Source organism: Cupriavidus sp. MEYA8, from assembly GCF_059278825.1.
Genome location: NZ_CM181221.1, coordinates 807,428 through 821,059, shown reverse-complemented (window position 1 = coordinate 821,059; position 13,632 = coordinate 807,428). Strand labels below are relative to the sequence as shown.

The 13,632-nt window shown below is 66.0% G+C and carries 13 protein-coding genes; 1 reads left to right on the top strand and 12 read right to left on the bottom strand.

Annotation, left to right across the window (positions count from 1 at the left end; translation table 11 throughout):
- Nucleotides 1-13 precede the first annotated feature (13 nt).
- The 7 genes from rfaE1 to cmk all read right to left on the bottom strand — a co-directional run bounded on the left by rfaE1 (nt 14) and on the right by cmk (nt 7,299).
- Nucleotides 14-958 carry a D-glycero-beta-D-manno-heptose-7-phosphate kinase gene (gene rfaE1 / locus AC5WJ1_RS03775; RefSeq protein ID WP_133094015.1) on the bottom strand — a complete coding sequence of 315 codons (945 nt, stop codon included), beginning with the start codon at nt 956-958 and terminating at the stop codon, nt 14-16.
- Nucleotides 959-1,036: 78 nt separating this feature from the next.
- Nucleotides 1,037-2,440 (bottom strand): UDP-glucose dehydrogenase family protein, encoded by a 1,404-nt coding sequence (locus AC5WJ1_RS03770; protein WP_133094014.1) that lies wholly within the window; start codon nt 2,438-2,440, stop codon nt 1,037-1,039.
- Between the two features lie 37 nt (nt 2,441-2,477).
- The gene (gene lapB, locus AC5WJ1_RS03765) at nt 2,478-3,689 is read right to left on the bottom strand and encodes a lipopolysaccharide assembly protein LapB (RefSeq protein ID WP_133094013.1); all 1,212 of its coding nucleotides are present in this window, start codon (nt 3,687-3,689) and stop codon (nt 2,478-2,480) included.
- A gap of 3 nt (nt 3,690-3,692) precedes the next feature.
- Entirely contained in the window at nt 3,693-4,040 is a 348-nt protein-coding gene (locus tag AC5WJ1_RS03760) for a LapA family protein (protein WP_133094012.1), read from the bottom strand.
- Nucleotides 4,041-4,324: 284 nt separating this feature from the next.
- A complete protein-coding gene (locus AC5WJ1_RS03755) occupies nt 4,325-4,735 on the bottom strand; it encodes an integration host factor subunit beta (RefSeq protein ID WP_133094011.1) in 411 nt (136 codons plus the stop codon).
- Nucleotides 4,736-4,765: 30 nt separating this feature from the next.
- Nucleotides 4,766-6,460, bottom strand: coding sequence for a 30S ribosomal protein S1 (gene rpsA / locus AC5WJ1_RS03750; RefSeq protein WP_133094010.1), 1,695 nt, complete (start codon nt 6,458-6,460; stop codon nt 4,766-4,768).
- Nucleotides 6,461-6,630: 170 nt separating this feature from the next.
- A complete protein-coding gene (gene cmk, locus AC5WJ1_RS03745) occupies nt 6,631-7,299 on the bottom strand; it encodes a (d)CMP kinase (protein WP_135704780.1) in 669 nt (222 codons plus the stop codon).
- 125 nt (nt 7,300-7,424) lie between these two features.
- Here cmk and AC5WJ1_RS03740 point away from each other — a divergent pair, with 125 nt between their 5' ends.
- Nucleotides 7,425-7,661, top strand: coding sequence for a DUF2061 domain-containing protein (locus AC5WJ1_RS03740; RefSeq protein ID WP_133094009.1), 237 nt, complete (start codon nt 7,425-7,427; stop codon nt 7,659-7,661).
- Here AC5WJ1_RS03740 and aroA read toward each other — a convergent pair.
- The 5 genes from aroA to serC form a co-directional block, all read right to left on the bottom strand.
- Entirely contained in the window at nt 7,651-8,955 is a 1,305-nt protein-coding gene (aroA, locus tag AC5WJ1_RS03735; RefSeq protein ID WP_133094008.1) for a 3-phosphoshikimate 1-carboxyvinyltransferase, read from the bottom strand. The two genes, AC5WJ1_RS03740 and aroA, sit on opposite strands and share 11 nt — an antisense overlap.
- Before the next feature lie 36 nt (nt 8,956-8,991).
- Nucleotides 8,992-9,891 (bottom strand): prephenate dehydrogenase, encoded by a 900-nt coding sequence (locus tag AC5WJ1_RS03730; protein WP_133094007.1) that lies wholly within the window; start codon nt 9,889-9,891, stop codon nt 8,992-8,994.
- A 105-nt stretch (nt 9,892-9,996) separates the two neighbouring features.
- The gene (gene hisC / locus AC5WJ1_RS03725) at nt 9,997-11,124 is read right to left on the bottom strand and encodes a histidinol-phosphate transaminase (RefSeq protein WP_195428281.1); all 1,128 of its coding nucleotides are present in this window, start codon (nt 11,122-11,124) and stop codon (nt 9,997-9,999) included.
- A 42-nt stretch (nt 11,125-11,166) separates the two neighbouring features.
- Nucleotides 11,167-12,315, bottom strand: coding sequence for a prephenate dehydratase (gene pheA / locus AC5WJ1_RS03720; protein ID WP_133094005.1), 1,149 nt, complete (start codon nt 12,313-12,315; stop codon nt 11,167-11,169).
- Between the two features lie 103 nt (nt 12,316-12,418).
- Nucleotides 12,419-13,576 carry a 3-phosphoserine/phosphohydroxythreonine transaminase gene (gene serC, locus AC5WJ1_RS03715; RefSeq protein WP_133094004.1) on the bottom strand — a complete coding sequence of 386 codons (1,158 nt, stop codon included), beginning with the start codon at nt 13,574-13,576 and terminating at the stop codon, nt 12,419-12,421.
- Between the last annotated feature and the right edge of the window lie 56 nt (nt 13,577-13,632).

Here is a 13,632-nt window from a genome sequence, read left to right as displayed (position 1 = left end):
TGGGCGCCGCGCGTCACGGGGCGGTGCCGAACAATTCAGGGTAGGTAACGACGGCGGTGCCGAGCTTGCCGACCACGATGCCGCCGGCGCGGTTGGCATGCTGCACGGCTTCCTTGAGCGTCACGCCCGCGCCCAGCATGGTCGCCAGCGTGGCGATCACGGTATCGCCGGCACCCGATACATCATAGACCTCGCGCGCCTGGGCCGAGACGTGCAGCACTTCGGCTTCCGTGTAGAGCGTCATGCCCTCCTCCGAGCGCGTCAGCAGCAGCGCCTCCAGTTGCAGTTCGCGGCGCAGGTTCTGCGCGCGGATGGTGAGGTCGGCCTCGGTCTTCCAGGCGCCGACCACGGCACGCATCTCGGAGCGATTGGGGGTGATCAGCGTGGCGCCGCGGTAGCGCGAGTAGTCGTCGCCCTTGGGGTCGATCAGCACCTTGCGGCCGGCTGCGCGGCCGGCGTCGATCATGCGGGAAACGTGCGTCAGGCCGCCCTTGCCGTAGTCGGACAGCACCAGCACCTGGTAGTCGTTGATCAGGCCCTGGAACCGGTCCTGTACCGCGGCCAGCACTTCGTGCGCCGGGGCGTTTTCGAAGTCCACGCGCAGCAGTTGCTGCTGGTGGGCGACTACGCGCAGCTTGATAGTGGTATTTAGCTTGGAGTCGCGGTGCAGGTAGGGCTCGACGTGGCTCTCGGCGAGCAGCGCCTCGAGCGTGCGCGCCGGCTCGTCGTCGCCGACGACGCCCAGCATGCCCACGCGCGCGCCCAGCGCAGCGGCGTTGCGCGCCACGTTGGCGGCGCCGCCCAGGCGCTCGTCGCTGCGCTTGACCTGCACCACCGGCACCGGGGCTTCCGGCGAGATGCGTTCGACGTCGCCGAACCAGTAGCGGTCCAGCATCATGTCGCCGACCACCAGGATATGGGACTGCCGGATCTGTTCCTGCGGGATGGTCTTGTTCATGAAGATCCTTGGCGATTGCGAGGCAGCCAGCGCCGCCTCGTCAGCATGTCGTTGATCAGTCGTTGACCCGTGCACGCTCTATTTGTTCGCGGAATCGTGCGCCGCCTGTTGTCCGGGCCGGGCCGCGCGGCCGATGGCGTGGTACTCGACGCCGCTCTCGGCCATCGCCTGGGGCTCGTACAGGTTGCGCCCGTCGAAGATCACCGGCGTCTTCAGCCGCCGCTTGATCTGGCCGAAATCCGGGCTGCGGAATACCTTCCATTCGGTCACGATGGCCAGCGCGTCGGCACCGTCCAGCGCATCCATCTGGTTGTCGTGGAAGCTGACGCGCGCCATCGCGTCCGGCAGGTCGGACAGGTCGGACTCCAGTGCGCGGCGTGCTTCAACCATCGACACCGGGTCGTGCACGCGCAGCGCAGCGCCGCGCGACACCAGCTCCCGCGCCAGGACCCGCGACGGCGCCTCACGCATATCGTCGGTATTGGGCTTGAAGGCCAGCCCCCACATGGCAAAGGTGCGGCCGGCAAGGTCGTCGCCGAAGCGGCGCACGATCTTCTCGCCCAGCACGCGCTTCTGCGCACCGTTGACCGCTTCCACCGCCTCGAGCACGCGCATGGACTTGCCATGGTCGGCCGCGGTGCGCATCAGCGCCTGCACGTCCTTGGGAAAGCACGAACCGCCGTAGCCCGCGCCGGCATACAGGAAACTGTAGCCGATGCGGGGATCCGAGCCGATACCCATGCGCACAAGTTCGATATCGGCGCCGACCTCGTCGGCCAGGTTCGCCAGTTCGTTCATGAACGAGATCCGCGTGGCCAGCATCGAATTGGCGGCGTACTTGGTGAACTCGGCGGAACGCACATCCATGTAGAACGTGCGCTCATGGTGCCGGTTGAACGGCGCGTACAGCGTGCGCATGGTGGCCTGCGCATGGCGGCCGGCGGCGTCCGGGTTACAGCCCAGCACGATGCGGTCGGGGCGCATGAAGTCCTCGACGGCGGCGCCCTCCTTCAGGAACTCGGGGTTCGACACCACCGAGAACTGCAGGTCTTCCAGCCCGCGCGCGGCCAGTTCCTCGCGGATCGCGGCCGTGACGCGGTCGCCCGTGCCCACCGGCACGGTGGATTTGTCGACCACGACCTTGAAGCCGGTCATGTGCCGGCCGATATTGTGCGCCGCGGCCAGCACGTACTTCAGGTCCGCCGAGCCGTCTTCGTCCGGCGGCGTGCCGACGGCGATGAACTGCACGTCGGCATGCTCGACGCTGGCGGCGACGTCGGTGGAAAAAACCAGGCGGCCGGCGGCGCGGTTGCGCTGGATCAGCTCCTGCAGGCCCGGCTCGTAGATCGGCACGCCGCCCGCATTGAGCAGCGCGATCTTCTTTTCGTCCAGGTCGAGGCAGAACACATCGTTGCCCAGCTCCGCCAGGCAAGCGCCGGTGACGAGGCCGACGTAGCCGCTGCCGATAATGGTGACTTTCATGGCTTCAGGTCAGATTCTGTGGTGCTGCGCGCCGGGCTCAGCCGAGCGTCTCGGAACGCCGCGGGGCGTAGGTTTCCCAGCGGTTGCAACCCGGGCATTGCCAGTAGAACAGGCGGGCGCGGAAACCGCATTCGCGGCAGGTGTAGCGCGCCAGGTTGCGCGTGCGCGCCTGCAGCAGGTCGCGGATCGCGCCGGTTTCCTGATCGCGCTCGCTGGCGCCGTCCTCGGCGGGGGCATCGGCACCTGCCGGCACTTCGGCCGAGGTGACGGCGGCCTGCGCCTCAAAGTACTTTGTCAGCGCCAGCAGCGTGGGCTGGCGCCGCAATTGCTCGCGCATCAGGCGCGCCGCGGCCTCGGGGCCGTTCGTTTCGAGCTCGGCCTTGTAGGCGGTGTCGAGCAGTTCCGGCGCGAGCTTGCCCTTGAGCAGGCCGTGCAGCCACTCCAGCGCCGTACCTTCCTGCTGCAGGCTGGCGTAGGCCTTGACTACGCGGTCGGCGACCAGCGGCAGATAAGAGGCGTCCTGTCGTTCGATGCCCAGCCAGTGGCCGAGCGCGGCACGGGCGTCGCCAGCGGCGGCCGCCACGTCGCCCAGCAGGATGGGCGCGCGCACATTGGCCGGATTTTCTTCGATGGCCTGGTTCAGCCACTTCACCGCATCTTCGGGACGCTTGCGCTGCAGCGCATCCTGCGCCAGTTCGCAGCAGAACTGGGCGATCTGCAGGCTGTAGCTCTTCTGCTCCAGCGTCTGCAGTTCGCGCGCGGCGTCGATGGCCTTCTGCCACTCTTTCTCGACCTCGTACAGCTCGAGCAGCACGCGCTTGGCCGAGGCTGCGTACGGGCCGGACATCAGCCGGCGCAGCGACTCTTCGGCGCGGTCCAGCAGGCCGGCGCGCAGGAAGTCTTGGCCCAGTTCGTAGAGCGCATGTTCGCGCTCCGGCTCGGGCAGGTCGGGACGGGTTGCCAGGTTCTGGTGCACGCGGATGGCGCGCTCGGTTTCGCCGCGGCGGCGGAACAGCGCGCCAAGGGCAAAGTGAAGTTCGGTGGTCTCGGGATCAAGGCGGGCCACCTCGATAAAGGCGTCGATGGCCTTGTCGGGTTGCTCGTTGAGCAGGAAGTTGAGGCCCTTGAAATACGAACGCGGCAGCGCGCCCTGCTCGCTGATAAGCTGCCGCACGTCGAAGCGCGCCGCCATCCAGCCGAGGCCAAAGACAAGTGGCAGCGCCAGCAACCACCAGGTTTCAAACATCATGGATCAGACTTTCGGGCCGACTACGTTGTAAGGGACCGGCTTGGCGTCGCGCGGCGTGGCCGTGCTTGCAGCGGCCGGCTGCGGCGATGCTGAAGCGGCGGCCGCCTGCACCTGCGTCAGCGCGCGGCGCAGCTTGGCGACCTCCATGCGCTGGCGCATCAGGCCGGGCGCCACCGAGGCCAGCGCCGCGACCGCGCCAAGCACGAAGGCGGCGAACAGGATCAGGATCAGCGGGGCGTGCCAGACGGCGTTGAAGAACAGCTGCAGCGAAGCGTCGGCGGTATTGCGCAGCGCCAGCACGAACAGCAGCACGAATACGACGATACGGACGATCCAGGCGAACAGTTTCATGCAGGTAGGCAGCTTGGCAGCGTGACGGGCAGCGTGACGTTTAAGCGGCGCCGGCGCTTGCGCGCGGGCCGGCAATGACCCCGGCATTGTAGCGGAATCACTTCCTCGATTCGGTAACGCGGCGGTTACGGGAGGCTAACGCGCGTGGCTCTGCGGGCGCTGACACGTATTGCGCGGCGATGCCTCATCGGGCGCGAGCAGCAAGCATAGCGCTGCAGAATAAAAAAAGCGCCCTTTGGGGCGCTTTTTTTGACTTGCCAGACAACTGGGCAGGCAGCCGATGCTCAGGGCCGGACCAGGTTCAGTCCGCCCTCGTGCAGCGCCGCTGCAGCGGCGCCAGTGCTTGCCTTGCCCGGCACGGCCTGGGCCGTACCGACGGAATGGCCGTTGCCATTGACGCCCGCAGGCGCCGGCTGGCTGCGGTCAACCCGTTCGCGCAACTCCTTACCCGCCTTGAAGTGCGGCACCCGTTTTTCAGGTACCAGCACCCGTTCGCCGGACTTGGGATTGCGCCCCACGCGAGGCGGACGCTTGTTCAGACCAAAACTGCCGAATCCGCGGATCTCGATGCGATGGCCATCGGCCAGCGCCTCGGACATCGCGTCGAGTATCGTTTTGACCGAGATGTCCGCATCCCGCAGCAGCAGCTGCGGGAAGCGGGCAGCCAGTTTTTCGACGAGCTCCGACTTGGTCATGGGCATACGCGCAAGCGCGGGGGCCTGCGATTACTGGTTGTCCTGGCCGAGCTTGGCCTTCAGCAGGGCGCCGAGGTTGGTCGTGCCAGCCGTGCCGGTGTCAGCCTGGAACTTCTGCATCGCTTCTTGCTGCTCTGCGCTGTCCTTGGCCTTGATCGACAGGTTGATATTGCGCGACTTGCGGTCGACGTTCACCACCAGGGCGGTGATCTGCTCGCCTTCCTTCAGCACGTTGCGGGCGTCTTCCACACGGTCAGCGGAGATTTCCGAAGCACGCAGGTAGCCTTCCACGTCGTCAGCCAGCTGGACCACGGCGCCCTTGGCGTCAACGGCCTTGATGGTGCCGGTAACGATCGAGCCCTTGTCGTTGGCCGAGATGAAGTTGTTGAACGGATCGCCCGACAGCTGCTTGATGCCCAGCGAGATGCGCTCCTTGTCGACGTCGATGCCCAGAACCACGGCTTCGACTTCGTCGCCCTTCTTGTACTTGCGCACGGCGTCTTCGCCGGACTCTTGCCAGGACAGGTCGGACAGGTGCACCAGGCCATCGATGCCACCAGGCAGGCCGATGAACACGCCGAAGTCGGTGATCGACTTGATCTGGCCGCTCAGCTTGTCGCCCTTCTTGTGGTTGCGCGAGAAATCGTCCCACGGGTTGGCCTTGCACTGCTTCATGCCCAGGCTGATACGACGCTTGTCTTCGTCGATATCCAGGACCATGACTTCCACTTCGTCGCCCAGCTGGACAACCTTCGACGGAGCCACGTTCTTGTTGGTCCAGTCCATTTCCGACACGTGCACCAGGCCTTCGATGCCGGCTTCGATCTCGACGAACGCGCCGTAGTCGGTCAGGTTGGTCACCTTGCCGAACAGGCGGGTGCCTTGCGGGTAGCGGCGCGAGATGCCGACCCACGGATCTTCGCCCAGCTGCTTCACGCCCAGCGAGACGCGGTTCTTTTCCTGGTCGAACTTGAGGATCTTGGCGGTGATTTCCTGGCCAACCGACAGCACTTCGCTCGGGTGGCGGACACGGCGCCAGGCCAGGTCGGTGATGTGCAGCAGGCCGTCGATGCCGCCCAGGTCAACGAACGCACCGTAGTCGGTGATGTTCTTGACGATACCGTTGACGATGGCGCCTTCCTTCAGGGTTTCCATCAGCTTCTGGCGCTCTTCGCCCAGGGTCGCTTCGACCACGGCGCGGCGCGACAGCACCACGTTGTTGCGCTTGCGGTCCAGCTTGATGACCTTGAATTCCAGGGTCTTGCCTTCGTACGGGGTGGTGTCCTTGATCGGACGCACGTCAACCAGCGAGCCCGGCAGGAACGCGCGGATGCCGTTGACCATGACCGTCAGGCCGCCCTTGACCTTGCCGGTCACGGTACCCGAGATGATCTCGCCGTCTTCCAGCGCCTTCTCGAGGTTCAGCCACGATGCCAGACGCTTGGCCTTGTCGCGGGACAGGATGGTGTCGCCATAGCCGTTCTCGAGTGCGTCGATGGCCACGGAGACGTAGTCGCCGGCCTGCACTTCGAGTTCGCCCTGGTCGTTCAGGAACTCCTCCACCGGCACAAATGCCTCGGACTTGAGGCCGGCATTGACGACCACGAAGTTGTGGTCGATGCGCACGACTTCAGCGGAGATCACTTCGCCAGCCTTCATATTGGAGCGGGCGATCGATTCCTCGAACAGTGCGGCAAAGGATTCGTTAGTTTGCAGGTCGGACATAAACGTAAGGTGAAATCCGCAGTACGCTGGCCGGCGCGACTATCGCGCTCAGTCTGCCAGTGCAGCGGGGTCAGGTTTTACACAAGCCAGCGTCGGGCCGATCAGGCATGTCCGGGCTGGCCCCATCTGGTGCGGGCGAGGTCCGTTCGCTTGTCATGCGTCCGATGCATTCATGCACCGGACCGCACAGCGGCAAACCACTCCAGCACCTGCGCCACTGCCTGATCCACCGTCATGTCGGAGGTATCCAGCAGCTTTGCATCCTCGGCGGGACGCAGCGGTGCGGCGGCGCGGTTGCGATCCCGCGCGTCGCGCGCCTCGAGGTCACGCAAAAGGTCTTCGATATTAGCAGAAATTCCCTTATCAATCAATTGTTTATAGCGCCTGCGAGCACGCGCTTCAACACTTGCCGTGAGGAACACTTTCAACTGGGCGTCCGGAAAGATCACGGTGCCCATGTCCCGGCCGTCGGCGACCAGGCCTGGCAGCTTGCGGAAGTCGCGCTGCAGCTGGGTCAGCGCGTCGCGCACCGGCTGGTGCACGGCGATGGCCGAGGCGCGGTTGCCGATGGCCTCCGCACGGATCGCCAGGCTGACTTCCTCTCCCTGCAGCCAGACCCGGTCCGGGCCGAACTTCACTTCAAGGCGCGAGGCGACCTTTGCCAGGGTGTCCACGTCGGCCAGGTCAACGCCGGCGCGATCGCTGGCCAACGCCACCAGCCGGTACAGGGCCCCGCTGTCGAGCAGATGGAATCCCACCGCGTCGGCGACCTTGTGTGCGACCGTTCCCTTGCCCGAGGCGGTCGGCCCGTCAATGGTGATGACGCTGACAATAGTCATTGGTTATGAAACTCAAAGAAACGATTTATTGTTAAACCAACTGAGAATCATTATCATTTGATTCATGGCGCTTCGCCGCAATCGCGGCCAGCACCCTCCAGTTTTCAGTTGCGAGGCAATCTACCATGGCAAAAACCCTGACGTTCGGCATCATGCACCTCGGCATCGCTTTCAGCGTGACGTATGCGCTGACCGGCAGCCTTGCCATCAGCGGTGCCATCACGTTCATCGAACCGGCCGTCAATACCGTGGCGCACTACTTCTTCGATCGCTACTGGGAACGGCGCGAGCGCCGCCAGGCTCCTGCCAGCGGCGAAGCAACCAGGACCCGCGCCACGACCGGCGACCTGGTCAGCGCGTAACGCCGGCAAATACGCTGAAGTAGTCCGGGAACGTCTTCGCCACGCAACCCGGGTCGTTGATCCGCACCGGCAGCGGCCCGAATGCGGCCAGCGAGAAACACATCGCCATGCGATGGTCATCATAGGTGCCAATGCCGTCCGCCGGGGTCTGCCAGGCGGGCGGCGGCGTCACACGCAGATAGTCCGCCCCTTCTTCCACGACTGCGCCCAGCTTGCGCAGTTCCGTTGCCATCGCGGCGATCCGGTCGGTTTCCTTGACGCGCCAACTGGCGATATTGGTCAGGGTCGTGGTGCCTTCGGCAAACAGCGCCGCCACCGCCAGCGTCATGGCCGCGTCGGGGATGTGGTTGCAGTCGAGCTCGATGCCGTGCAGCCGGCCATCGTCGCGTTCCGTACCGCGCACTTCGATCCAGTTGTCGCCCGCCATGATGTTGGCGCCCATGCGGTTGAGCGCATCGGCAAAACGCACGTCGCCCTGGATGCTGGTCATGCCCACGCCCTCGACCCGCACCGGCCCGCCGCCGATCGCCCCGGCCGCCAGGAAATACGATGCCGAGGACGCATCGCCCTCCACATAGATCTCGCCGGGTGACTGGTAGGCCGCGCCGGCCGGCAGCACGAAGCGTTCCCAGCCCTGCCGCTCGACCTGGATGCCGAAACGCGCCAGCAGGTTCAGCGTGATCTCGATATAGGGCTTGGAAATCAGCTCGCCCACCACCTCGATCTCGATCCGTCCGCTGTCGCTCTGCGCCATCGGCAGGCTCATCAGCAGCGCGGTCAGGAACTGGCTCGACACATCGCCGCGCACGCGGATCGGCGCGTCGATGCGGATGCCGGCGGGCTGGATATGCAGCGGCGGGAAACCTTCATTGCCAAGGTAGTCGATCACCGCGCCGACCTGGCGCAGGCCGTCGACCAGGTCGCCGATCGGCCGCTCGTGCATGCGCGGCACGCCCGATAGCTTGTAGCTGCCGCCCTGCAGCGCCAGCGCGGCCGTCAGCGGGCGGATCGCCGTGCCGGCGTTGCCCATGAACAGCTCGGCCGACTTGTTCGGGAAATTGCCGCCGGCGCCGGCCACGATGTAATCGGCGCCGTCCTGCCGCCACGCCACGCCCAGCGTGCGCAGCGCCTGCAGCATCACGCGGGTGTCGTCGGAATCGAGCAGGTCGCGCACGCGGGTTTCGCCGGTGGCCAGCGCGGCCAGCAGCAGCACGCGGTTGGAGATGCTCTTCGAGCCCGGCAGCCGCACGGTGCCGGTGGCGCGAGTCAGGGGGCCAAGCGTCAGGTGTTCCATGGTCTCGGTAGGCGCCGGGGCGCCTCGGGGTTCGTATTACGGTTCGATATGGTTGTTGCCCGCGGCGCGTTCGGCGCCCCAGGCCAGCCGGGTCTTGCTGGCGCGCGTGAAGATGCGTTCAAGCGCGTCGCCGTCGCCCTTCTCGATCTGCGTCTTCAGGTGCGCAAGCACCGACTGGTAGGTGCCCAGTTCACGCAGCAGCGCCTCGCGGTTGGCTACGCAGATGTCGCGCCACATTTCCGGCGACGAGGCCGCGATGCGCGTGAAATCGCGGAACCCGCCACCGGCAAAATCCAGCTTCAGCGCAGCGTCTTCGGCATTGGCCACTTGCGCCACCAGCGCGTACGACAGCACGTGCGGCAGGTGGCTGACCGACGCGAACACCGCGTCGTGCTGCACCGCCGACATCACGTGGCATTGCGCGCCGGCTTGCTCCCACATTGCGCGGACCGCCGCGACATCGGCGCGCGAATTCTCCTGCAACGGGCACAGCACGGTTTTCTTGCCGACATACAGGTCGGCGAGCGCGGCTTCCACGCCGTTGAGCTCGCGCCCGGCGATCGGATGCGCCGGCACGAACTGCGCGACCTTGTCGCCCAGCGCGGTCTTGGCCGCCATGATCACGTCGGACTTGGTGCTGCCCGCATCGGTGACGATGGTGCCGGGCTGCAGGTGCGGCTCCAGCGCATGCAGCAGCGCAAAGTTCTGCGCCACCGGCGCGCACAGCACGATTACGCTGGCGCCGCGCGCGGCATCGGCGAGCGTCGCCGCCTCGTCGATCACGCCAAGGTCCAGCGCCTTCTGCAGCGACGCGGGCGAGCGGCCCACGCCGACCACCGTGCCCGCCACGCCGGCACGCTTGAGCGCCAGCGCGAGCGAGCCGCCGATCAGGCCGACGCCGACAATGACAACACGGGAAAAATGCAAAGCACTCACGATTTCAGGCCCGACGGGCAGTGGCTCGGCCGGGCCGAGCGATAGCAAAAAGGCACGGCGCCGGGCACAGCGGCCCGGCGCGAATCGCCGCGATTGTAGCGGGGCTTACGCCAGCGCCCGCTCCAGTGCCGCAATGAAGGCCGCGTTTTCCTCGGGCAGGCCGATGGTCACGCGCAGCCAGCGCGGCAGGTTGTAGTTGCCCACCGGGCGCACGATCACGCCCTGCTTGAGCAAGGCCAGGTTGACACGTGCACCGGCACCGTCGTCGTCGCCGACGCGGACCAGCACGAAGTTGCCCGACGACGGCACGTATTCGAGCCCGAGACGATCGCAAGCCTCGATCAGCTGCGCCTTGCCCGCACGGTTCAGCTCCGCGCTACGGCGCAGGAACTCGGCATCGCCCAGCGCCGCGATCGCCGCGGCCTGCGCCACGCTGTTGACATTGAACGGCTGGCGGATGCGGTTAAGCAGATCGGTCAGCGCCGGCTGTGCCACTGCATAGCCGATGCGCAGCCCCGCCAGGCCATACGCCTTGGAGAAGGTGCGCGACACCATCAGGTTGGGATAGCGGCGCACCCACTCGATCGAATCGTATTGCTGGTCGGCATCCAGGAATTCGTTGTAGGCCTCGTCCAGCACCACCACCACGTTCGGCGGCACCGACCGCAGGAAGGCCTCGATCTGCGCAGCCGGCAGGAAGGTGCCGGTGGGATTGTTGGGGTTGGCGATAAAGACCAGCCGCGTATCCGGCGCGATCGCCGCGCCCATGGCATCGAGATCGTGGCCGTAATCGCGCGCCGGCACTTCGATGGCCCGGGCGCCGATCTCCTGTGTCGCCAGCGCATAGACCGCGAACGAGTACTCGGCATAGACGATCGACTGGCCGGGCTCGACCAGCGCATGTGCGGCCAGCTCAAGGATGTCGTTGCTGCCGTTGCCGAGCGTGAGCCAGTCCTCCGGCACGCCGAAACGCGCCGACAAAGCGGCCTTCAGCGCAAAGCAGTTTGAATCAGGGTACCGCCCCAGGTCGGCGACGGCGGCAGCCACGGCGCGCTGCGCCGACGCCGGCATGCCCAGCGGATTCTCATTGGAGGCGAGCTTGACGATGCCGGCCTCGTCCAGGCCGAACTCGCGCGCGACTTCGGAAATCGGCTTGCCGGCCACGTACGGCGAGATCGCCCGCACATAGTCCGGTCCGAACACCGTGCCGCCATGCTTACCCTGTTCTGCCATCTTGTCTCCTTGCTCCGGTTGCGCTGGCCTTGGTTATTCACCTTACTTGCTCGACGGATACGAGCCCAGCACCTTCAGATAGGCCGCGTTGCGGCGCAGTTCGTCGATGGCGCGTGCCACCGCCGGCTCATGCTGGTGCCCTTCGACGTCGACGTAGAAGTAATACTCCCACGCACCGCTGCGCGCCGGACGCGATTCGAAGCGGCACATCGACACGCCGTTCTCGGCCAGCGGCGCCAGCAGCTGGTACACCGCGCCGGCCTTGTTCGGCACCGACAGGATCATCGAGGTCTGGTCGCTGCCCGACGGCTCGGTCTCGTAGCGGCCGATCACGGCGAAACGCGTGCGGTTGTGCGGATCGTCCTGGATATGCGTGCGCACCAGGTGCAGGTGGTAGCGGTTCGCAGCCGATTCGCCGGCGATCGCCGCGACGGTGGGGTCCTCGCTGGCCATGCGCGCGGCTTCGGCATTGCTCGACACCGCCTGGCGCTCCAGGTGCGGATAGTTGGCCGTCAGCCAGTGCTGGCACTGCGCCAGCGCCTGCGCGTGCGCGCGCACCACGGTCACGCCCTTCATGTCGGGCGTCGACGCCATCAGGTTGTGATGCACCTTCAGCGCGATCTCGCCGCTGATCTTCAGCGACGTCTGCAGGAACAGGTCGAGCGTGCGCGACACCGCGCCCTCGGTCGAGTTTTCCACCGGCACCACGCCGTATTCGACAGTGCCTGCCTCCACCGCGCGGAACACTTCGTCGATGCTGGGGCAAGGCACGCCGCTCACCTCATGGCCGAAGTGCGCATACAGCGCCTGCTCCGAGAACGTGCCGGCCGGGCCCAGGAAAGCGACTTCCAGCGGCTTCTCCAGCCCGCGGCAGGCGGACATCACCTCGCGCCAGATCGCGGCCACGCTCTCGCCCAGCAGCGGACCCGGATTGGCACCCTGCACCTTGCGGATGACCTGCAGCTCGCGCTCCGGGCGGAACACGGGCGCGCCATACTTCTTCTTGACCTCGCCAACCGCGAGCGCGAGCTTGGCCCGCTGGTTCAGCATGGCCAGCAGTTCGCGGTCCACCGTGTCGATCTGCTCTCGCAGCGGCGCCAGCTCGACCGACAGGTTGCGTTCGGCCTCGCTCAGGTGGTTGCCGTTGGGCTGCGTCTCCTCGTGCGCAGGGGTGCTGTCTTGACTTGTCATTGTATGAATCCGGTGGGCCGCCGGGGCGCGGCGGCCGGGGAAAAACCTGTCCGCGCCAGCCCGCGCGCGCGATGGCGCGTGGGCTGTGTCGCGGACACGCGCCTCAGGCCGAGGTGCGTTCGAACTCGCGCATGAAATCGATCAGCGCCGTCACACCTTCCAGCGGCATCGCGTTGTAGATGCTGGCGCGCATGCCGCCCACGGTCTTGTGTCCCTTGAGTTGCACCAGGCCATTGGCGCGTGCCTGCGCCAGGAAGGCATCGTTGCGCGATTCGTCGCCGAGGAAAAACGGCACGTTCATGCGCGAACGGCAGCCCGGAGCGATCTCGTTGCGGTAGAAGTCGCTCTGGTCCAGGAAGTCGTACAGCGCCGTAGCCTTGGCGATATTGCGCTGTTCGATCGCCGGCACGCCGCCCTGGCGCTTGAGCCATTTGAAGACCAGTCCGGCGATGTAGATGGCGTACGTCGGCGGCGTGTTGTACATCGAATTGTTCTCGGCCACCTGGCGCCAGTTGAATGCCGACGGGCACAGCGGATGCGCGTGGCCCAGCAGGTCCTCGCGCACGATCACGATGGTGACGCCGGCCGGGCCGATATTCTTCTGCGCGCCGCCGTAGACCACCTGCACGCGCGACCAGTCGATCGGGCGCGACAGGATATGGCTGGAAGCATCGGCCACCACCACGCGCTTGCCCTTGACCTGGCCGATATCGGGAATGTCCTGGAACTCGACGCCAACAATGGTCTCGTTGGTGCACAGGTGCACGTAGGCGGCGTCATCCGACAGCTTCCAGTCGGCAACAGCGGGAATGCGGTGGAATTTTTCCGCCTCGTTGGACGCGGCGATATTGACCGTACCGTAGCGGCGCGCTTCCTGCTCGGTCTTGATCGACCAGGTGCCGGTGACGACGAAGTCGGCCTTGGGCTGCTCGGCATTGCGCAGGCGCATCAGGTTCAGCGGCACGATGCCGTTTTCGCCAATGGCCCCGCCCTGCAGGAACAGCACGCGGAAATTGTCGGGGATATGCAGCAGCTCACGCAGGTCGGCGATGGCCTCGTTGTGGATGCCCTCGAACTCGCGGCTGCGATGGCTCATCTCCATCACCGAAACCCCGGTCCCGCGCCATGACAGCATTTCCTCGGCAGCCTGTTGCAGCACTTCGGCCGGCAGCATGGCCGGGCCCGGGGAGAAGTTGTAGACGCGTTCGGCCAATGCACGCTGCATCATGCCGGCAAGAGCGGGATTCTGGGGATCGTTCATGAGACGGGGAAAGGAAAAATGGCTGCCGGAGTTACCCAAGCAGCCATTATCCCTCA